The 20,068-nt window shown below is 69.6% G+C and carries 14 protein-coding genes; 12 read left to right on the forward strand and 2 right to left on the reverse strand.

The annotated features are described in order from the left end of the window. Positions 1–5 precede the first annotated feature (5 nt). From ACFZB9_RS33260 to ACFZB9_RS33295, 8 genes are all read left to right on the forward strand, one after another. On the forward strand, positions 6–1,313 hold the full coding sequence (locus ACFZB9_RS33260) for an LLM class flavin-dependent oxidoreductase (RefSeq protein WP_391453449.1): 1,308 nt from the start codon (positions 6–8) through the stop codon (positions 1,311–1,313). Between the two features lie 411 nt (positions 1,314–1,724). Next, on the forward strand, positions 1,725–3,104 hold the full coding sequence (locus tag ACFZB9_RS33265; protein ID WP_391453450.1) for a hypothetical protein: 1,380 nt from the start codon (positions 1,725–1,727) through the stop codon (positions 3,102–3,104). Positions 3,105–3,117: 13 nt separating this feature from the next. After that, complete coding sequence (locus tag ACFZB9_RS33270) at positions 3,118–3,666, forward strand: nucleoside 2-deoxyribosyltransferase domain-containing protein (protein WP_391453452.1); 549 nt, start codon at positions 3,118–3,120, stop codon at positions 3,664–3,666. Between the two features lie 40 nt (positions 3,667–3,706). Then, positions 3,707–4,513, forward strand: coding sequence for an HlyD family efflux transporter periplasmic adaptor subunit (locus ACFZB9_RS33275; protein WP_391453453.1), 807 nt, complete (start codon positions 3,707–3,709; stop codon positions 4,511–4,513). Next, positions 4,514–6,721, forward strand: coding sequence for an NHLP family bacteriocin export ABC transporter peptidase/permease/ATPase subunit (locus ACFZB9_RS33280; RefSeq protein ID WP_391453454.1), 2,208 nt, complete (start codon positions 4,514–4,516; stop codon positions 6,719–6,721). Between the two features lie 3 nt (positions 6,722–6,724). Then, the gene (locus ACFZB9_RS33285; RefSeq protein WP_391453456.1) at positions 6,725–9,667 is read left to right on the forward strand and encodes an NHLP bacteriocin export ABC transporter permease/ATPase subunit; all 2,943 of its coding nucleotides are present in this window, start codon (positions 6,725–6,727) and stop codon (positions 9,665–9,667) included. 4 nt (positions 9,668–9,671) lie between these two features. After that, positions 9,672–10,682, forward strand: coding sequence for a hypothetical protein (locus ACFZB9_RS33290; protein ID WP_391453457.1), 1,011 nt, complete (start codon positions 9,672–9,674; stop codon positions 10,680–10,682). A 52-nt stretch (positions 10,683–10,734) separates the two neighbouring features. After that, positions 10,735–10,881 carry a hypothetical protein gene (locus ACFZB9_RS33295; protein WP_391453459.1) on the forward strand — a complete coding sequence of 49 codons (147 nt, stop codon included), beginning with the start codon at positions 10,735–10,737 and terminating at the stop codon, positions 10,879–10,881. 422 nt (positions 10,882–11,303) lie between these two features. Here ACFZB9_RS33295 and ACFZB9_RS33300 read toward each other — a convergent pair whose 3' ends face one another. After that, complete coding sequence (locus ACFZB9_RS33300) at positions 11,304–12,491, reverse strand: sulfotransferase family protein (protein WP_391453461.1); 1,188 nt, start codon at positions 12,489–12,491, stop codon at positions 11,304–11,306. Positions 12,492–13,367: 876 nt separating this feature from the next. Between ACFZB9_RS33300 and cysC the strand changes: the two genes are divergently transcribed. From cysC to ACFZB9_RS33315, 3 genes are read left to right on the forward strand one after another with little or no spacing between them, the layout of a single operon-like run. After that, entirely contained in the window at positions 13,368–13,952 is a 585-nt protein-coding gene (gene cysC / locus ACFZB9_RS33305; RefSeq protein WP_391453546.1) for an adenylyl-sulfate kinase, read from the forward strand. Then, positions 13,949–14,887, forward strand: coding sequence for a sulfate adenylyltransferase subunit CysD (gene cysD / locus ACFZB9_RS33310; protein ID WP_391453462.1), 939 nt, complete (start codon positions 13,949–13,951; stop codon positions 14,885–14,887). The genes cysC and cysD overlap by 4 nt, the downstream gene beginning before the upstream one ends. Further along, complete coding sequence (locus ACFZB9_RS33315; RefSeq protein WP_391453463.1) at positions 14,887–16,263, forward strand: sulfate adenylyltransferase subunit 1; 1,377 nt, start codon at positions 14,887–14,889, stop codon at positions 16,261–16,263. The genes cysD and ACFZB9_RS33315 overlap by 1 nt, the downstream gene beginning before the upstream one ends. A 96-nt stretch (positions 16,264–16,359) precedes the next feature. Here the strand turns inward: ACFZB9_RS33315 and ACFZB9_RS33320 are convergent, their stop codons facing one another. Continuing rightward, positions 16,360–19,074, reverse strand: coding sequence for a glycoside hydrolase N-terminal domain-containing protein (locus ACFZB9_RS33320; protein ID WP_391453548.1), 2,715 nt, complete (start codon positions 19,072–19,074; stop codon positions 16,360–16,362). A 317-nt stretch (positions 19,075–19,391) separates the two neighbouring features. On the opposite strand from ACFZB9_RS33320, the gene ACFZB9_RS33325 reads away from it, so the two are divergent. Then, entirely contained in the window at positions 19,392–20,066 is a 675-nt protein-coding gene (locus ACFZB9_RS33325; RefSeq protein WP_391453465.1) for a FadR/GntR family transcriptional regulator, read from the forward strand. Positions 20,067–20,068: the final 2 nt, after the last annotated feature.

Below are 20,068 nucleotides of genomic sequence, written 5' to 3' on the forward strand. Positions count from 1 at the left end.
CCACAGTGAAGGTTGGACCGCGCCGAGTCCATCTGGGCGTTCTCTTCCCGGTCAATCCCACCACGACGGTATGGAAGGGCGGCCGGCCGGGCAGCCAGATCGACTTCGCCGCGATCGCCGGCCTGGCCCGGACCGCCCAACTCGGCCGGTTCGACTACCTGCTGCTCGCCGACGATCTCCGGCTGCCCGAGCGGGCCGGCGAGGTGACCGAGATCGGCGTGGCCGGTCGGCACGATCTGCTGACGATCATCTCCGCCGTCGCGGCCGTCACGGACAAGCTGGGCCTGGTGGCCACCGTCAACACCACGTTCAACGAGCCCTACGACATCGCGCGCCAGCTCGCCACCGTCAACCATCTCTCGGACGGGCGGGTGGGCTGGAACGCCGTGACGACCTCGGATGCCTGGACCGGGCAGAACTTCCGTCGCGGCGGCTTCCTCCCTCATGCCCAACGCTACGAGCGCGCCGCGGAGTTCGTCCAGCTGTGCCGCTCGATGTGGAGTGCCGGCGGAACAGGGGGCAGCCTGCCGTTGGCCCACGAGGGACGCCACTTCCACGCCGAGGGGCCCGCTGCCACCGCGTGCGACGGCATCGAGCCGGTCCTGATGCAGGCCGGGGACTCGGAGCAGGGAAGGGAGTTCGCCGCCGCCCACGCGGACGTCATCTACAGCAGGAAGAAGGGCCGCGCCGGCCGCGAGTTCTACGCCGACGTCAAGGGCAGGCTCGCGCGCCACGGCCGTGACCCGGGGCAGCTGAAGATCATGCCGGCGATCACCTACGTGGTCGGGCAGTCACGGGCGGACGCCGAGGAACTGGCGCGGATGAGACGTCTGGACATCGTGACGCCGGAAATGGCGATCTACTACCTGGAGCAACTCTGGGGGTGTGATCTTTCCGGCTACGACCCCGAGGGCCCGTTGCCCGACATCGACCCGGACCCGGACGGCGCGGGATTCATCGCCGGACGACCGACCGGCGCGGACGCACAGCGGCGAGCCGCTCGCGCGGCGTTCCTTCGACAGGTCGCAGAGTCGAGGAAACTGTCGATCCGACAGCTCGTCGCGCTGGTCACGGATACGAAGGCGTTGGCGGGGACCCCGGCCGACATCGCGACCGCGATGATCGAGCAGGTGGAGGCAGCGGCCTGCGACGGTTACATCATCGTCCCCGACCAGGCCCCCGGCGGGCTGGACAGCTTCGTGCAGCACGTGGTGCCCGAGCTCCAGTCGCGCGGAGTTCTCCCCGCGGAGTACGAGTCCGACACACTCCGGGGCAATCTCGGCCTGCCGGAAAGCACGAACCGGGCTCGATGACACGGATCGCTGCAAACGTGCGGCGATGCCCTGCGCACCTTGGTGGCAATTCACCGTGGAGGTTGCCGGACTCCGTCGCCCGGAAATATCGTCAACGACATCACCGAGCGGAGTCGAGAGTGCTCTCCGGCATCATTTATCGGTGTTTCGCGACGAGCAGGAGGATTTTCGATGGGCGAGAAGGAAAACCTGAACCCGACGGCCGACGTGGTCGAGGACGACGAGTTCCGGGACGAGGACCTGGAGGGGATCGCCGGCGGCGAGAAGCCCGGCGTGATCTGACACTGCCGTTTCCGGCCGCGTTCCGGGCCCCGGGCCCGGAACGCGGCCGCACGGCAGGCGAGATCGTCCGGCACCGGCCAGGAGGGGTAGCCCGTGATGCAGAACAATGTGTCCGACACAAAGCGTGAAGTGGCGGAAATCGGCGAGAAGCTGAACCGCTTCCTGAAGTCGTCCCGTTATGCGCAGAAGCGGGCGGAGATCGAGGAGCTCGTCGAGTTCGACAGCGCGACGGCCGCCGAACGACTTGACCGGATCCTGGCCCACGCCCGCGCGACGGTGCCCCGCTACCGGCCGTTGCAGGACCACGCCGAGCCGGCGCTCAGGGATTTCCCGCTGACCCACAAGGCGGATCTGCACGATCGATTCATCGACTCGATCAGCAGGGACGAGACCGGTCGAATGGAAGCGGGCCGCTACTTCATTCACGAGACCAGTGGGAGCACCGGCCAGCCGGTGCGGCTGCTCTCGACCACGGAGACCGGCGGACGCTCCACCCTGGTGATCGCCGAGCGGCTCAATCGCTACCTCGGGCTGCCCGACACCGGCACCGAACTGAACCTGGGGCTCCACTTCGAGGGAACCCCGCTGGTCGAGGCCGGCTACCTGCCCCGTCCGTACGTCCGGTGCAACCTGCGGGGCTTCGATCCGTCCTCCCCCGTCATCGTGGAGACCTACGCGGCGGTCGTCGGGGCCTTCCCCGTCGACCGGATCGTCGGTACCTCGAGTCGGCTGGTGAGCCTGGCGCGGTACTGCCTGGACCGGGGGGTCCACCTGCGACCGGGAGCCGTGGTCGCCTCGTACGAGCATCTGGCCGACGAGGGGCGCCGGATGATCGAGGAGGCTTTCCAGTGCCCCGTCACGATGGTCTACGTGACCTCCGAGACCGGGACCGCGGCCTGGGAGTGCCGACAGGGGAACCTGCACTTCCAGGACGACTTCGTCACCCCCGAACTGTTGCCCTACCCCGATGACGCGGCGCTGAGGAGCATCGTCCTCACCGGACTCCTCACCCGGGTGATGCCGGTGATCCGCTACGTCACGGGCGATCTGTGCGCCCCGGCGACGGTCTGCGGCTGCGGTCTGCCCGGGACCGCGGTCGACTCGCTGGTCGGCCGCTCGAAGGCCACCCTGGTGGGAATCGACGGCCGCGTCTACTCGCCCTACGCACTGCTGGCCGCACTGTCCAACGCGGGGCTGGCGGACTTCCAGGTCCTCCAGGACCGCCCGGGCGTCCTGCACCTCATCGTGCCGCAGGCGACCGACGAAGCCCACAGGTGCGTCGAGTCCATCAACCGTGACCTCGCCTCGTACTTCGGCGACGGCCGGGGTTTTCACCTTCGGCTATCCGCGACGGGCACGTTCGTCCTCAGCGGCCAGGGAAAACGCAACCCCGTCGTTCAACGGCTCGACGTCGCGCCCGGCGCGATGGAGGGCACCGGGTACCTGAGGTCCGGAGTCCGAAGCCGTGCGTACAGCGGCGCGGTGACACAGAGCCCTTCCGTCGCGTAGAGGAGATTGTGCTGTGAACGGATCGCCTCTCCAGGTCGTCGGATCTCTGGAGCAAGTCCCCTCCGCACCGGACGCGCTGACGGTGTTCCTGGCCGGTGGCATGCGCAACTGCCCCGACTGGCGGCAGCCGGCGATCGAGGCGCTCGCCGACCAGTGGAGCCGGGCGGGGACCGATCGCCCCGTCACCGTGTTCAGCCCCAGCCGGGTCGTCTCCGCATGCGCGTTCAGCCACGAGCTGGTGCGCTGGGAGCACGATGCTCTGCAAGCGTCCGACGTGGTCCTCTTCTGGTTTCCCCGGGGCAACGAGCAGGCGCCCGAGCAGCCGATCGCGCTCTACGAACTCGGTGTCGCCGCCGCGACCTACAAGCCGATCGCCGTGGGCACCGAGCCCGGCTACGTGCGTCGCGACGACGTGGGGGCCCAGTTGCGGCTGATCCGTCCGGACCTCCCCGTGCGCCGCGACCTGAGCAGCACCGTCGGTGACGTGGTCCGGGCGCTTCGCCACACGGAGAAGGCGCTGGTCGAGGCGTATTCGACAGCCGGCACCCTCCAGTCCGTCTGACCGGCGAGCAGCGCCTATTACCCAGGAAGGAAGGCCAACTGTGCAGTTCCGTGAGCAGGCTCTCGCCAAGCTCCAGTCCACCAGCGACCTCGGGACAGCGGCCACGCTGGCCAGGCCGCGCAGCCTGGTCGCGCTGCTCATGGTCACCGTGCTCGTCGCCCTCGGCACACTGTGGGCGTTCACCGGGTCCATACCGCGTCAGGTCACCGTTCCCGGCATCCTCACCTACGGTGAAGGCAGTTACACCCTGGACAGCCCGGTTTCCGGGCAGATCACCGGGGTCTTCGCCCAGCAGGGCACGACCTTCCCGGCGCAGGCTCCGCTGTTCACCGTCCAGGTCGACTCGACTCTGCAGACCGTTCGCGCCTTCAGCGGCGGCCGTACCACGGCGATCCTGGCGCAGGTCGGCCAGGTGGTCACCGCGGGCACGAAGCTCGCCGTGGTCGAGCGCACCAGCGGTCCGAGCGATCCTCTGGTCGCGGTGCTGTACGTACCGACGAGCAGTGCCGGGCTCATCACCCAGGGCAGCAGCGTGGACCTCGATCTGCGGTCCGCTCCGGCCCAGCAGTACGGGGTGCTGCGCGGTGTCGTCCAGTCCCTCAGCCAGTTCTCCCAGACCGAGGGGCAGATATCGAGCTTCCTCGGCGACGATCAGCTGGCCAGACAGTTCTCCGGCCAGGGCCAACCGATGCAGGTGGTCGTGCAGTTGCTGACTACACCGGGGACGACGAGCGGGTTCCGCTGGTCCACCCGCGCCGGCCCGCCCTATCTGATTGATTCCCGCACGCTGGTGAGCGCTTCGGTGCACTTGCCATCCGTCAGACCGATGAGCTGGGTGTTGTCGTAGATGTCCGTACTTACCACCGCCGACCGTACGTCGAAGCTGCGGGCACTGCTCGGGCGTCGTCCGGCACGCCGCGTCAAGCCACCGGTGATCTTCCAGATGGAGGCACTGGAATGCGGGGCTGCCAGCCTCGCCATGGTCCTCGCCCACCACAAGCGCTACGTGCCGCTGGAGGAGCTGCGGGTGGCCTGCGGGGTCTCGCGGGACGGCTCGAAGGCCTCGAACGTCCTCAAGGCGGCGCGCAGTTACGGCATGGTGGCGGTCGGACGCCGGATGGACACCGAGGCGCTGTCGAAGCTGGCGCCCCCGGCGATCCTCTTCTGGGAGTTCAACCACTTCGTCGTCCTCAACGGGTTCGGACGGCGCCTGGGCAAGGACGTCGTCCACCTCAACGACCCCGGCAGTGGGCCGCGGGTCGTCAACCTCGCGGACTTCAACGAGAGTTTCACCGGCGTGGTCCTCACCATGTCGCCGGGCAAGGGGTTCCGCACCGGCGGCCGGCGCCCCGGCGTCCTCGCCGGCATGCCGACCCGGCTGCGCGGGGGTGGGGGCCTGCTCGCCCTGAGTACCTACGTCAGCGTGCTGCTCGCGGTCGTCGGCGTGGCGTATCCGGCCCTCACCCGGGCGTTCGTCAACTCCATCCTGCTGGGCGGCGACAGCTCGTTCCTCATGCCGTTCTTCGGCCTGATGGTCGCGACCGTCATGGTGACGGGGGTGCTCACCTTCCTGCGTCAGTCGTTCCTGCTGCGCCTGCGCATCTCGAACGCGACGATCAACAGCAGCCGCTTCCTGCGCCACGTCTTCAGACTGCCCATCAACTTCTTCGTCCAGCGCAGTCCGGCGGACATCAGCAGTCGCATGCAGTCCAACGACCAGGTTGCCGTGACCTTGTCCAACGACCTGTCGAGCATGCTGGTCAACGCGCTGGTCGTGGTCGGGTACGCATGCCTGCTGTGGGCCTACGACCCCTGGCTGACGGTGCTGAGCGTGACGCTGTCCCTGCTCAACATCGTGGCGCTGCGCACGGTGGCCCGCATCAGGGCCGGCGGAGTCAGCCGGCTGGCCACCGACGAGGCGCAGCTGCTGGTCACCTCGTACAGCGGCCTGCAACTCATCGAGACCATGAAGGCCACCGGCGGGGAGAACGCCTTCTTCCGGCGCTGGGCCAAGGAACAGTCCGTCGTCGTCACCGGGCAGCAGAAGATCGGCGTGCCGAGTGCCGTCATGGCCGTCGTCGCTCCCGCTCTGGCGTCCGTCACCACCTCCCTGCTGCTGCTGGTCGGCGGCCTCCAGGCGGTGCAGGGAAATCTGACAGTGGGTCTGCTGGTTGCCTTCCAGGCCCTGGTCTCGGCCTTCGTCAGCCCGATCGCCCAGCTGATCGCCGTGGCGCAGCGTGTCCAGGACTTCGCCGTGCAGGTGACCCGGCTGCGCGACGTGGAGAACTACCAGCCGGAAGCCCGCCCGGCCGCCTCCGGAGCCCCGGCCGGGCGACTTACCGGCAACCTGACGTTCGACGCGGTCACTTTCGGCTACAACCCGCTGGACACGCCGCTGGTCAGCGAGTTCTCCTTCTCGGTGGGCCCCGGCAGGCAGATCGCGCTGGTCGGAGGCTCGGGGAGCGGCAAGTCCACCGCAGTGCGCCTGATCTCGGGCCTGTACCGGCCCTGGGAGGGCTCGGTGCACATCGACGGTCTGCCGCGCGACGGCATCGCGCCGGAGGTGCTCAGCGCCTCGGTGGGCTTCGTCGACCAGGACGTCTTCCTGTTCGAGGGGACAGTGCGGGACAACATCACACTGTGGGACACCTCCATCTCCGACGACCAGGTGATCGCCGCACTGCGGGACGCCGCGGTGTACGACGTGGTGTCCTCGCGTCCGGGCGGTATCTACGCCCGGGTGGAGGAGGACGGCCGCAACTTCTCGGGCGGACAGCGCCAGCGCCTGGAGATCGCCAGAGCGCTGGTCCGCAAGCCGCGCCTGCTCGTCCTGGACGAGGCGACCAGTGCCCTGGACGCCGAGACCGAACTCCTGATCATGAACAACATCCGCCGCCACGGCTGCGCCACGGTCGTCGTGGCACACCGGCTGAGCACCATTCGCGACAGTGACGAAATCGTCGTACTGAGCCGGGGCGACGTGGTCGAGCGCGGGACGCACGACGACCTGTCCGCAGCCGGTGGCGCCTACGCCCAGCTCATCAGGGAGCACTGACGCATGAGCACGACATCCTCGAGGACCGAGCGGCTGCCGGCGGTCGCAGCGGCCTGGCGACCGCCCGCCGGGATCGGCACCGAGATCGACTTCAGTGCGGGACATGTGCGGCTGGCCGGCGAGGACGCCCTGTGGCTGGTGACCGACGGAGCCGTCGACATGTTCGCCATCGAGGCTGCCGAGGGCGGCCCCTGGCACTTCGTCAGCCGGTTCGCCCCGGGCGCCGTCATCGCCGCGCCACCGTCCTGCCCCTCCGGCGTCCCGGTCCTGCGAGCCGTCCACGGCTCTCGCGTCCTGCGACTCGATGCCGCGGACCTGGCAGGGCTCCTGCCCGGCGACGTCCACTGCGGGGCGGCGAGTGAGGCCTTTGCCCGCGGCATCGACGCCGGTCTCGAAGGCCTTCTGGGCTTCGTCGCCGAGCAACCGGCGGCCCGGGAACACGTGCTCCTGACCGTCGGCGGCCGGGGTGAGCTGGCGGACGAGGAATGCGGGCGTTCACCTGCGGGACTGGTCTGGATCGAGGTCCTGGGCGGTCGGCTGTGGGTGGGAACGCCGAGCAGCGGTGAGTGGCTCTCCCGCGGCGACACGTTCGTGGTCGGTGAAGGCAGCTCCGTCCGCGGCGGGTCCTCGGCCTCGTTCCGGACCTGTTCGAGCGGTGAGCTGCTGGCCGACGGCCGGTTGTGGGTCCGCCTGGCCGAAGTGAACGAGCGCATGCTGCGGATGGCCGACCGGGTCATCGCCGCCGAGGCGGAGCAGGCCGAGTCCCGGGTCCGAGCCGTGCGCGCGCTGGAGGAGGCGGTCACCGACAAGGCCAATCGGGTCCTGCGGGCGGTGCTCCAGCCGGCCGAGCACGTCTCGCGCAGCGGACCCGTCCACACCGAGGACTCCACCGAAGCAGCCTGCCGCATCGTGGCCGACGAACTGGGCATCCCCATCCTGCCGGCGTGCGGCCCCCCGACCGGGGGCAGGACGGGTCCGATCGAGGCGATCGCCGTGCGCTCGCGCTTTCGCATCCGCGCGGTGAGCCTGGACGAGCACTGGTGGCGCACGAACATCGGACCGTTCGTCGGACGCCACGGCGACTCCCTGGAGCCGGTGGCGTTCGTCTGGCGGCGCGGACGGTACGTGGCCTGGGATCCCGTCACCGGTGAGAAGAGCCCGGTGAGCGAGCGGACGGCGGGGAACTTCGACGACACGGGGGTGCTGTTCTACCCGCCCCTGCCCGAACGGCCGATCAGCACCGGGCGGCTGATCCTGTTCGGCCTGAAGGGCAGCGCGCGCGACATCCGCAACCTGATCACGTTCGCGCTGGTCGCGGTCGCGGTCGGCACCACGGTGCCCATCAGCACCGGGCTGATCCTGGGCACGTTCGTCCCGAACGCCCAGACGAACCTCATCGTGCAGGTGTGCGTCCTGACGCTGATAGCCGCCCTCGCATCGGCGGTCTTCGCGGTGTTGGAGAACCTCGCACTGCTGCGCGTCGGGGGCCGCTTCGAGGCCAACCTGCAGGCGGCCGTCTGGGACCGGCTGCTACGTCTGCCGGCGCCCTTCTTCCGCCGGTACTCCACCGGCGAACTGGCCAGTGCGGCGCTGGGGGTGAAGAACATCCGCACGGTGCTGATGAACGTCAGCTATGTGGTGCTCTACTCCAGCGTGGTCGCCGTGGTGAACTTCGCCGTCATGTTCTGGTTCAGTGTGCCGCTGGCCCTGCTGACAGGGTTGTACGTGCTGGTCGCCGTGGTGTTCTTCGTCGTGCTGGGAGCGCGGCAGATGAAGTGGCAGACGCTGTCCCTGGAGTTGGAGCACAAGCTCGCGAACCGCGTGTACCAGAGACTTCGAGGGCTTCCCAAGCTGCGGGTGGCAAGCGCCGAGAACCGCGCTTTCGCGGCCTGGGCGAACGAGTTCGCGCAGCAGAAGGAGCTGCAGAAGCGCATCGGCAGGTACCAGAACGCGGCAGCCACGTTCAACGGCGTCTATCCGCTCATCTGCGTGCTGCTCACCTTCGTGGTCATCAGCGGGCCGGCCCGCGGGACCCTGTCGATGACCCGGTTCCTGTCCTTCAACGCAGCCTTGGGCATCGTCCTGGCGGCCGTCATCCAGGTCACCAACTCCCTCGCCTCGGCCTTCGCGGTGATCCCCATGTTCAACCGTATGAAGCCGTTGCTGGCCGAGTTGCCGGAGGCCTCGGACGCCCACACGGTGCCGGGTGAACTGTCGGGGGACATCGAGGTGAACCGGGTGACGTTCCGCTATGACGAAAGCAGTCCACCGGTACTCGACAACGTGTCCCTGAGCATGCGGCCGGGCGAGTTCGTGGCGATCGTCGGCCCCAGCGGTTGCGGCAAGTCCACCCTGCTGCGGCTGCTGTTGGGCTTCGAGCAACCCTCCAGCGGCAACGTCCTGTACGACGGCCAGGACCTGGCCACCCTGGACAGCGTCGCGGTGCGGCGGCAGTGCGGCGTCGTTCTGCAGCAGACGAAGCCGTTCGCGGGCACCGTCTTCCAGGCCATCACCGGCGCCCTCAACTACAGCCACGACGATGCGTGGGCCGCCGCCGAACTGGCGGGCATCGCCGCGGACATCCGCGCCATGCCGATGGGGATGCACACGCTGGTCAGTGACAGCGGGACCTTCTCCGGCGGCCAGCGTCAGCGCCTGGCCATCGCGCACGCCTTGATCCGCCGCCCCAGGATCCTGTTCTTCGACGAGGCCACCAGCGCGTTGGACAACGAGACCCAGCGGATCGTCACGGAGAGCACACAGCGCCTGAACGCGACCCGTGTCGTCATCGCGCACCGGCTCTCGACCATCCTCGACGCCGACAAGGTCGTCGTACTCGCCGAAGGCCGGGTTGCCGAATGCGGACCTCCGTCCGAGCTGCTCCGCGACTCGACGAGCCTCTTTCACCAGTTGGTGCGCAGGCAGATGCACGAATCAGAAAGGTGATGATGTGAACCGCAAGAAGAGAAGGCTCCGTCTGCCGGCCGCTGCGGCAACCGTCATCCTGGGTCTCGGCTTCACGGCCGGCTGCGGCACGGTCCACAGCGGCGACACCGGCGCGCACGCGTCCCTGCCGGGGGCGGTCATCTCCCAGGACGAGGCGTCCGCCGTGGTCAGCCGCTACGACGCCGCGAACAACCAGGTGAACACCGCCTTCGACAGTACGGGTCTGACCGGCATCGAAACCGCGCCACTGCTCACGGCGGACGTCGCATGGATGCGCATCAGCAAGCAACTGGGCCAGTCGGTCGCGCCCATCGACGACAAGGGCATCACCATCTACGCCACCTCGGGCGCGGACTTCCCGCACTGGTTCCTGGCCGTGTCCAGCCGGGCGCAGGGTGGGGTGCCCTATCCGGGCCCCTCGTACCGTGTCTTTGTGCAGGAGGCGCCCGGAGCGTCCTACTTGGCTGCGTACTCGCTCACGGTCACCGGGCCGGTGCCGAAGATCGACGTCAACAGTGCTGGTGCCGCCGGCGCCGTGTCGAGCCCGGACGGCCTCCTGGCGGCTCCGGATTCCCTGGCAGCCGATATTCTCGCCCACTACCAGCAGAACCTCGTCGGCAAGGACAAGTTCTCCTACAGCGCCCCGCTGGACGACAACCTTTCCAACGGTTACACCCTCGGCCAGAAGTCTCTGGGCGGTCAGGGCACGACCCTTTCCAGGACGCTGAGTCCGACACCCCCCCACACCTACGCCCTGCGGACCGCGGACGGTGGCGTGCTCGCGTTCACCACCGACGTCGTCACCGACACGCTGACGCCGGTCAAGGCCGGAGGCACCGTCTCCCTGGCCGCGAAGGGCACCGACGCCGCACAGTTGGGAAAACCGGCCGGCGCGACGGCGAGCCAGTTCACCATCGGCCGGCTGGAGACGTTCCTGACGTACGTTCCGACCAGCGCCTCGGGGTCGAAGGTGCAAGTCATCGGCTACAACGAGGTTCCCATAACGGTCAGTTGACCACCGCCAGGCACATCGCATCCGAGCAGAACCAGCAGAGGAGCCCATCACCATGAAGGACGACAACGTGCAGAACCCCGACGCCGACGACACCGCAGTGGGAGTGAATGCGGAGGTCGACGAGGAGATCTGCGACGGAGATCTGGATGCCATCGGCGGCGGCGACGGGGGGCAGCCGACCTACCCGCCGTACGTGTGAGCCTCCGTGCCCGCGGCCTCGCCGCCGAGGTCGCGGGCACGAGAACGCCCGCAGGGTCTCACATGGGTACGCCCCAACCGTGCCGACCGCGCGATTCACGTGCCTCGAACGCGGCTTGCGCCAAACCGGCGACCACCACGTCGAGTTCCTCGTCCTGCAGTTCCACGTCCGTCTCCCCCGTGCGGTCCACCACCTCCAGGAGAGGACCGTCGGGCGAAGCGGCCGTGTTCTCAGTGCCATGAGTCATCGAGGCTCCCGTTGTCCGTCAGGTGAGCCATGACGTCCGTTCGCGTCAGTGACCTATCCATGACCACGTCGCCGGCGTCGAGCGGGGTTCAGACCCGAGCGTCCCGTCAACGGCCCTGGAGAGACTGGACGTTCCGGAGAGGTGAGCCCGGAAGGCGGATCGGATGGCCCGGGCGTCAGCTCTGATCGACCTCGGCGCGCACGGTGTTGTAGTCGGCAAACGCTGCCTCGACGTCGGCGCGGGTCAGGCCGTAACGCGCCAGGTCGTAGCTGTGCGGGCGGGTGCCCTTCGGACGGGCGGTGATCTCGGGAAGCCGGGCTGCGGTGGCGGTCGTCCAGCGGGCGCCGATGGATTCGTAGAGTTTGGGGGCGCCGGTGGCAGGGTGGGACCCGAGCCAGGAGTAGGGGACGTCCACCAGCGCCTCGGAGGGGATCGAGCCACGGGCCGCCAGGCCCCGCTTCATGGCGCGGCTCAGCACATCGAGCCAGGTGGCCCCGATTCCGTGCAGGTCGAGGGGGCGGACGGTGATGGCCATGCCGTGCTCGACCAGGCTGCAGAAGGACGCCACGACGGCGACCGGGTCGCGGTGTGTCCACACGATGGTGGCATCCGGGAAGACGGTGCGCAGTGCGTCGAGGTTCTCCAGGTGCATGGGTGACTTCAGCACCCAGCGTCGGCGCGGGCGACCGTACTGGAGTACCTGGAAAACCTGCTTGAGGTAGCGGTAGTCGGGGATGAAGTCCCGTTCGTAGTGCCGGGCTGTGTAGTTGGGGATGCGGGCCTGGGACAGTGGCATGACGGTGTGCGGGAGGGCGAAGGTGCACTCGTCGGGGCCCTCGGCGTCGAGAGGGTGGATGTCGCGGAACCGCGGGGCGAAGAGGTCGATCGCGCCGACCATCCGACGCGCGGCGGTGATCGCTCTCCTGCGCTGATCAGGCGTCGGCTCCACGTCGGGGGTGAGCAGTTCCCACAGCAGGGGGCAGCGGTGCTCGGCCGAGAGCGACAGGATGCTGTGGGTCAGTGTGGTGGCTGTGCGCGGCAGGCCCACCACGAACACCGGCCGCTCGATGGGTTCGCGCTCGATCGCGGGGTGTTGGGAGATCAGTCGGCGGATCCGGGCCCGGTTGCCGAGCTGCCTGCGGACGTGGGCCTGCGCGGATGCCCAGCCGACCGGGGTGAGGCTGTCGTCCCTCGACCAGGTGCGCAGCAGCAGCCGGAAGTCGTCGGTGAACGGTTGGTCTCCGTCCGCCTGCGCGATGGTGGCGATGAGCCGGTCGAAGACCTGGTCGGGGTTGCGACGAGCGCCGAAGCCCGGCCGGAGCAGCAGATTGGCCAGGGTGAGGGCGAGCGGGGCGGCAGGCAAGGGGTGTGTTCCTTCGGCAGCAGGGTGAGAGGGGAACGCGGGCTGCGTCGGATCGTGCCGGAGCCGGTTGGGGCGCGTTCCCGGAGCCGGGCGGGTTCCTCGCGCGCTCGACGATCACCGGCTCCCGGATCCAGCACGCTCACTGCGCCTGCGTGGCACCCGGCTTCGACGAGTGCGGCGTCCGGTAAGCGGAACGCGGCGATCCCGGTGATGAGGTCGGTCAGCGAACAGCAGGGTCTCATGGACTCTCCGGTGTGCATCGTGGTGCAGCTGGGGCATGAGTCAGGGCAGTAGGGCGCGACACGCACTTTGCTGCTCGGGGGCGCCATGGCGCCATCCCGCGATCCGGTCCGACCCGAAGACTACTTAGCAGTAACGCCCGTCAGGTTAAGCCCATGTTGCGCGCACATGTCAATGGATCCGCGAGGTAAATCACTCGGAGTCCCACTGCGCCGGAAGCCGGCCGGCAGCTCCTCCGGAGGCCGCTCCGGCCGCGCGCCCACCCCCTTGGCCCCGATCGTGCGATCAGGTAGCGTGCGCTCCTGGCAAACGAGGAGAGCCGGTCGCCACCGATCCACTCGCAGGAGTGAACTAGCAGTGACGCGGCGATGGTTCACCTCGACTCGGTGTCGTAACCTCGCTTGGCCGCCCCCACCACGAACTCTGATCCCTGGCGTCCGAACCTCACCGTGCACGGCCGAAGACGTAGCGGGGGAGCCGGTGGAAGCGGCTCGCCGCACCCGGTTGCGTCCCTGTCGTGCCCGCGCGCCCCGGGTGGTGCTGCCGAGCCCACTGCCATCGGCTGGTCGCAGCCGGCTCACCCATGGACCCCAAGGAAGCTTTCCCCCTTTGGAGTTGATCGTGATCACAGTCGACATCCCGGTCGCCGCGGCCCCTGCGGAGGCGGCCCCCGCGGCCGCCCCCTGTGAGCGCGGCGCCACGGTGTGGCTGACCGGGCTGCCCAGCGCCGGTAAGACCACGCTGGCCTTCGCGCTGGCCGAGCGGCTGCGGGCCGAGGGGCACCGGGTGGAGGTGCTGGACGGGGACGAGATCCGCGAGTTCCTCTCCAAGGGCCTGGGCTTCTCCCGCGAGGACCGGCACACCAACGTCACCCGGATCGGCTTCGTCGCCCAGAAGCTGGCCGCCAACGGCGTCAAGGTGCTCGCCCCGGTGATCGCCCCCTACGCCGACTCGCGGGCCGCGGTGCGTGAGCGGCACGCCGCCGAGGGCACCGCTTTCCTGGAGGTGCACGTGGCGACCCCGGTGGAGCTCTGCTCGGAGCGGGACGTCAAGGGCCTGTACGCCCAGCAGGCGGCCGGCGAGCTGACCGGCCTGACCGGGGTCGACGACCCGTACGAGGTGCCGGCCGCACCGGAGTTGCGCCTGCAGACCCAGGACCGCTCGGTGGCCGAGTCCGCCGCCGAGCTGTACGTCTTCCTGACCGAGAGAGGCCTGGCATGACGACCGCGACCCGGAGTCCGCTCGACACCGCGAAGGACCCCTTCGCGCTCTCCCACCTGGATGTGCTGGAAGCGGAGTCGGTGCACATCTTCCGCGAGGTGGCAGGTGAGTTCGAGCGGCCGGTGATCCTGTTCTCCGGCGGCAAGGACTCGATCGTGATGCTGCACCTGGCGCGCAAGGCGTTCTGGCCCGCGCCGGTGCCGTTCCCGCTGCTGCACGTGGACACCGGCCACAACTTCCCTGAGGTCATCGCCTACCGCGACCGGGTGGTGGCGCAGCACTCCATGCGCCTGCACGTCGCCTCCGTGCAGGACTTCATCGACGACGGCCGGCTGCGCGAACGCCCGGACGGCACCCGCAACCCGCTGCAGACGGTGCCGCTGCTGGACGCGATCGAGTCCCACACGTTCGACGCGGTCTTCGGCGGCGGCCGTCGCGACGAGGAGAAGGCCCGGGCCAAGGAGCGCGTCTTCTCGCTGCGCGACGAGTTCGGCGCCTGGGACCCGCGTCGTCAGCGCCCCGAACTCTGGTCGCTGTACAACGGCCGGCACGCGCCGGGCGAGCACGTGCGCGTCTTCCCGCTCTCCAACTGGACCGAGCTGGACGTGTGGCAGTACATCGAACGCGAGTCCATCGAGCTGCCGCAGATCTACTTCGCGCACGAGCGCGACCTCTTCGCCCGTGACGGCATGTGGCTGACCGCCGGCGCGTGGGGCGGCCCCAAGGACGGCGAGAGCCTCCAGCGCCGGCTGATCCGCTACCGCACGGTGGGCGACATGTCCTGCACCGGAGCGGTCGACTCCGACGCCGCGACCGTCGCCGACGTGATCGCCGAGATCGCCGCCAGCCGGCTGACCGAACGCGGGGCCACCAGGGCCGACGACAAGCTCTCCGAGGCCGCCATGGAAGACCGCAAGCGCGAGGGGTACTTCTAATGAGCACCACCACCGACACCCAGTCCCACGACGCCCAGGTCCTCGGCGCCACCACCTTGCTGCGCTTCGCCACCGCCGGTTCGGTGGACGACGGCAAGTCCACCCTGGTCGGCCGCCTGCTGCACGACTCCAAGTCCGTGCCGGCCGACCAGTTGGAGGCTGTCGAGCACGCCTCGCGCAAGCGCGGCCGGCAGGCGCCGGACCTGGCGCTGCTCACCGACGGCCTGCGCGCCGAGCGCGAGCAGGGCATCACCATCGACGTGGCCTACCGCTACTTCGCCACCGCGCGGCGGCGGTTCATCCTGGCCGACACCCCCGGGCACGTGCAGTACACCCGCAACATGGTCACCGGCGCCTCCACCGCCGAACTCGCCGTGGTGCTGGTCGACGCGCGCAACGGCGTGGTCGAGCAGACCCGCCGGCACGCGGCCGTCGCCGCCCTGCTGCGGGTGCCGCACGTGGTGTTGGCCGTCAACAAGATGGATCTGGTCGACTACGCCGAGCCGGTCTTCGCCGCGATCGCCACCGAGTTCACCGCCTACGCGGCCTCGTTGGGCCTGGGCGACATCGTCGCGGTGCCGATCTCGGCGCTGGCCGGCGACAACGTCGTCGAGCCCTCGGCGCACACGGACTGGTACGGCGGCCCGACCCTGCTGGAGCACCTGGAGACGGTGCCGGTCGGCAGCGACCCGAGCGAGGAGCCGGCCCGCTTCCCGGTCCAGTACGTGATCCGCCCACAGAGCGGCGAGCACCTGGACTACCGCGGCTACGCGGGCCAGTTGGCCTCCGGCGTGCTGCGCAAGGGCGACCCGGTGACGGTGCTGCCCTCCGGCCGCACCACCACCATCGCGGGCATCGACGCACTCGGCACCGAGACCGACACCGCTTGGGCACCGCAGTCGATCACCGTTCGCCTCACCGAGGACATCGACGTCTCCCGCGGCGACCTGATCGCCACCGGCCCGATCCCGGTGCCGACCAAGGACGTCGAGGCGACCGTCTGCCACCTGCACGAGCACCCGCTGAGGGCCGGCGACAAGGTGCTGCTCAAGCACACCACCCGCACCGTGCGCGCGCTGGTCAAGGAGATCTCCTACCGGATCGACAGCACTGCGCCGATCGGCCGAGGGGGCCTCGAACAGTGCTCCGGCGCCGAGGGGTTGAACGTCAACGAGATCGGCCACGTGGTGCTGCGCACCGCCGAGCCGCTGGCCCTCGACGACTACAGCGCCAACCGCCGCACCGGATCGTTCCTGCTGATCGATCCGGCCGACGGTACCACCCTCACCGCCGGCATGGCCGGTGGCTCGTTCGGCAACGCCGCACCCGCGGCCGAACCCGTGACCGTAACGCCGCACCCGCGGCCGAACCCGTGACCGTAACGCCGCACCCGCGGCCGAACCCGTGACCGTTCCAGTCGAGGACACCCCCGATGGCTCCCACCCAGGCCGGTGGCCATGACGAGTTCCGTGTCAGACGGCCTGCAGGAGCCACTGCTGGCTCGCGCTGCCGGTGGCGGTCTGCTGCTGGATCGCCGCCAGGTCGGCCGTGGAGTCGCCGGCCACCCCGAGCACCAGGCCGCTGCGCACGCAGGTGACGGTGGCGTAGCCACCGCCCGCGTCGGTCAGCGTCCACTGCTGGTTGGCGGCGGTGCCCGGGGTCCACTGGATGATCGGGGTGCCGGGCGCGGTCGAGCCGCCGTCCACGTCCATGGCCAGCGCCGAGTGCACGTTCACGAACTGCCAACCGGTGCCGGACCGCAGCACGTTCCAGTGCTGGTTATCGCTGCCCTGTGAGGCGTACTGGATCAGTGCGGTGCCGGTGCCGGTGGCCGAGCCGGGCACGTCGATCACCTTGCCGCTGGCCCGGTTGACCAACTGGCAGCGGCTCGGCACTCCGGGAGCGGGGGCGAAGGTGTAGGAGCCGCCGGCCGGGATGGTGACGGCGGTGCTGCTGGTGCCGGCCTGCACGGTGGTCGTGGTGCCCGGTGCGCCGTGCAGGGTGACGGTGGTGACCTGGCCGTTGGTCCAGGCGAAGTCGACGGTGAGCCCGCCGCGCGCGCCGAGGCCGGTGACCGAGCCGGCGGCGGCCCAGGCCGAGGGCACGGCCGGAAGCAGCTCCAGTCGGCCGGGGCGCGAGTACAGCAGCATTTCGAGCATCGCGCTGGGGGTGCCGAAGTTGGCGTCGATCTGGAACACGGTGCTGGAGCCGAGGCTGTACATGTCCAGCATGTTGGCGGCGGCGCCGTTGCTGTTGTTCACCGAGGGCGTCATCACGGTGGTGACCAACTGGTAGGCCTTGTCGGCGTTGTGCAGCCGGGCCCAGCACAGTGCGCGCCAGGCGCAGGCCCAGCCGAAGCTCTGCATCCCGCGCGCGGTGAGCAGGTTGGTGGCGCCGGTGAGCAGCGCGGCCGGGCTGGTGTCGGGGGAGATCCGATCGCCGGGGAAGAGGCCGATCAGCGGCGAGAGGTGGCGGTGGGTGGTCTCGCCGAGGTTGGCGTCGGTCATCCACTCCTCCAGCCAGCCGGTGGTGGCGCTGACCTGCGGCAGGTAGAGGCGGTTCTGCAGATCGGTCACGGTGGCGGCGAAAGCGCTGTCCAGACCGAGGGTGGCGGCCGCGCTGCGGTAGTTCTGGAAGAGCTGCCAGACCAGTTCCTGGGCGAAGGTGATGCCGATCGCGTCGGTGGGGCCCTGCTCGGGGGACCAGTCGTGGTCGTCCACCAGGACCTGGGCGCCGTTGGCGGTGGTGGTGATCAGGCGGGCCTGCCAGAACTCGCAGGCGCCCTTGAGCAGCGGGTAGATCCGGGACAGGTAGGCCCGGTCCTGGGTGTACTCGTAGTGCTCGTAGAGCGAGTTGGAGAGCCAGGCGCTGCCGGCCGGCTGCCACCACCAGCCGGAGCCGCCCCAGGGGTTGGTGGAGATGCCCACCGTCCAGCCGGCGATCTTCCCCGAGGTGTTGCGGAAGCCGTTGCGCGCGTCGTTGAAGAGCGCCTGGGTGGTGGCCTGCCAGGACGGGTACTGGCTGACGCAGTAGTCGGCGAAGGCGGTGAAGCACTCGGACAGGCCGGCCCGGTCGGGCAGCCAGTAGTTCATCTGGACGTTGATGTCGGTGTGGTAATCGCTCATCCAGGAAGGGGAGTTGGTGTCGATCCACAGGCCCTGGAGATTGAGCGGGAGGCCGGTCCGGGAGCCGGTGATCATCAGGTAGCGGCCGAACTGGAGGTAGCAGGCGTCGAGTTCGGGGTCGGGCGCGGCGCCGCTGGCGGCCCGGGCGGCCAGCCGGGTGGGGGTGTCCATGGCGCGCTGGTCGGCGGTGGAGGTGCCCAGGTTGACGGTCACCGACTGCTGCAGGCGCTGGTAGTCGGCGACGTGGGTGGCGAGCAGGGACGCGCCGGGGACGCCGGCCGCGCTGGTGGCGGTGGCCGTCGCGGTGGCCAGCGGGTCGGCGGCGGTGTCGATGAAGGTGGGCGCGGCCGGCGAGTAGGTGGTGCCGCCGCTGATCAGCAGGACCACCTCCTGGCAGTTGCTGAAGCCGACGGTGCTCCCGTTGGTGCTGACGGTTCCGGTGGTGGCCGCGGCCTTGAGGGTGGCGGCGTACTTCAGGCCGTTGGCCAGGGTGGCACTGAACGAGCCGGCGGTGACGCTCTCGCCGCGGGTGCCGTTGAGGGTGAGGCTGCCGGTGTAGGAGCCGCCGCCGCTCTGGCTGAGCCGGATCACCACCAGGTCGTCCGGGTGGCTGACGAAGACCTCGCGCCGGTAGGTCACCCCGCCGAGCCGGTAGGTGGTGACGGCCAGCCCGTTGCTGAGGTCGAGACGGCGCTGGTAGTCGGTGATCGCGGAGGTGGTGTGCGCCGGCAGGCTGAGGTGGACCTGGGCGAGCTGGCCGAAGGTGCCGAAGTCGTCGGTGCCGTAGGGGAACTGGCCGTCGGAGCCGAGGGTGGCGTTGAGGCCGCCGGTCCACAGGGTGGCGTCGGAGAGGTAGAACGCGTCGTACGAGGGGTCGCCGGTGGTCATGGCGCCGATCCGTCCGTTGCCGACCGGCAGGCCCTGCTGCATGATCGCCGACTCGGCGCCGGGGGCGTCGTACCGGAGCACGGTGGCCTGCGCGTCGGGCACCAGGGTGGCGGTGGCCGGGCGCGGGACGGCCGCCCGGGCCTGGAAGACGGGCAGCGACGAGACGGTGAGCATGGCGCCCAGGGTGAGCGCACCACGGAGCACGGAACGGCGGGAGAGTGCCTCGGGCTTGGTCTGGTGGGAGTTGTGGTTCACCGAGAGTCCTAGTCGTCGCAGGGATCCGGTGCAAGAGGGGGGTGCACGGGGAGGCGGCACTGCACTGGCTTGACGCGAGTATCCATACATCGGATGTGTCGGACAAGAGTCCCGGCGAATCTGCGGGGGAATCTGGCGGCTGTCCGTCCCGAAGGCGGCTAACATAGGACCTCTTGCGAGGTGGTCTAGTCTGCGGGAAGCAGAAGGGATCACATGACGTTTGGGGAGTGAGGCCAGTGCCGGTCACTGACGAGGCGATCGAGAAGATCAAGGCGATGATCGTCAGCGGTGAGCTGCACCCCGGGGCCCGCCTGCCGAAGGAGGCCGACCTCGCCGAGCGGCTGGGCCTGTCCCGCAACTCGCTGCGCGAGGCGGTCAAGGCGCTCTCGCTGATCCGGGTGCTCGACGTGCGCCAGGGCGACGGCACCTACGTCACCAGTCTGGAACCCCACCTGCTGCTGGACGCGCTCGCCTTCGTGGTCGACTTCCACCAGGACGACACGGTGCTGGAGTTCCTGGAGGTGCGCCGCATCCTGGAACCGGCCGCCGCCGCGATGGCCGCCACGGTGATGTCCGATGAGGCCGTCGCCGAGCTGGGCCAGGTCCTGGAGCGCCTGCCCGCCGAGCCCTCGCTGGAGGAGCTGATCGCCAACGACCTGGAGTTCCACCGCCGGATCGCGGCCGGCACCGGGAACACCGTGCTCTGCTCGCTGATCGACGGCATCTCCGGTCCCACCGCCCGGGCCCGCGTCTGGCGCGGCATCACCGAGGAGGGCGCGGTCACCCGTACCGCCGAGGAGCACCGCGCGATCTACACCGCGATCGCCGCCCGCCAGCCCGAGGTCGCCCGCTCCTGGGCGACGGTGCACGTGGCGGGAGTGGAGCAGTGGCTGCGGAACACCCTGGAGTAGGA

Origin of the sequence: Kitasatospora sp. NPDC008050 (assembly GCF_042957465.1) — a bacterium.
Classification (GTDB): Bacteria; Actinomycetota; Actinomycetes; order Streptomycetales; family Streptomycetaceae; genus Kitasatospora.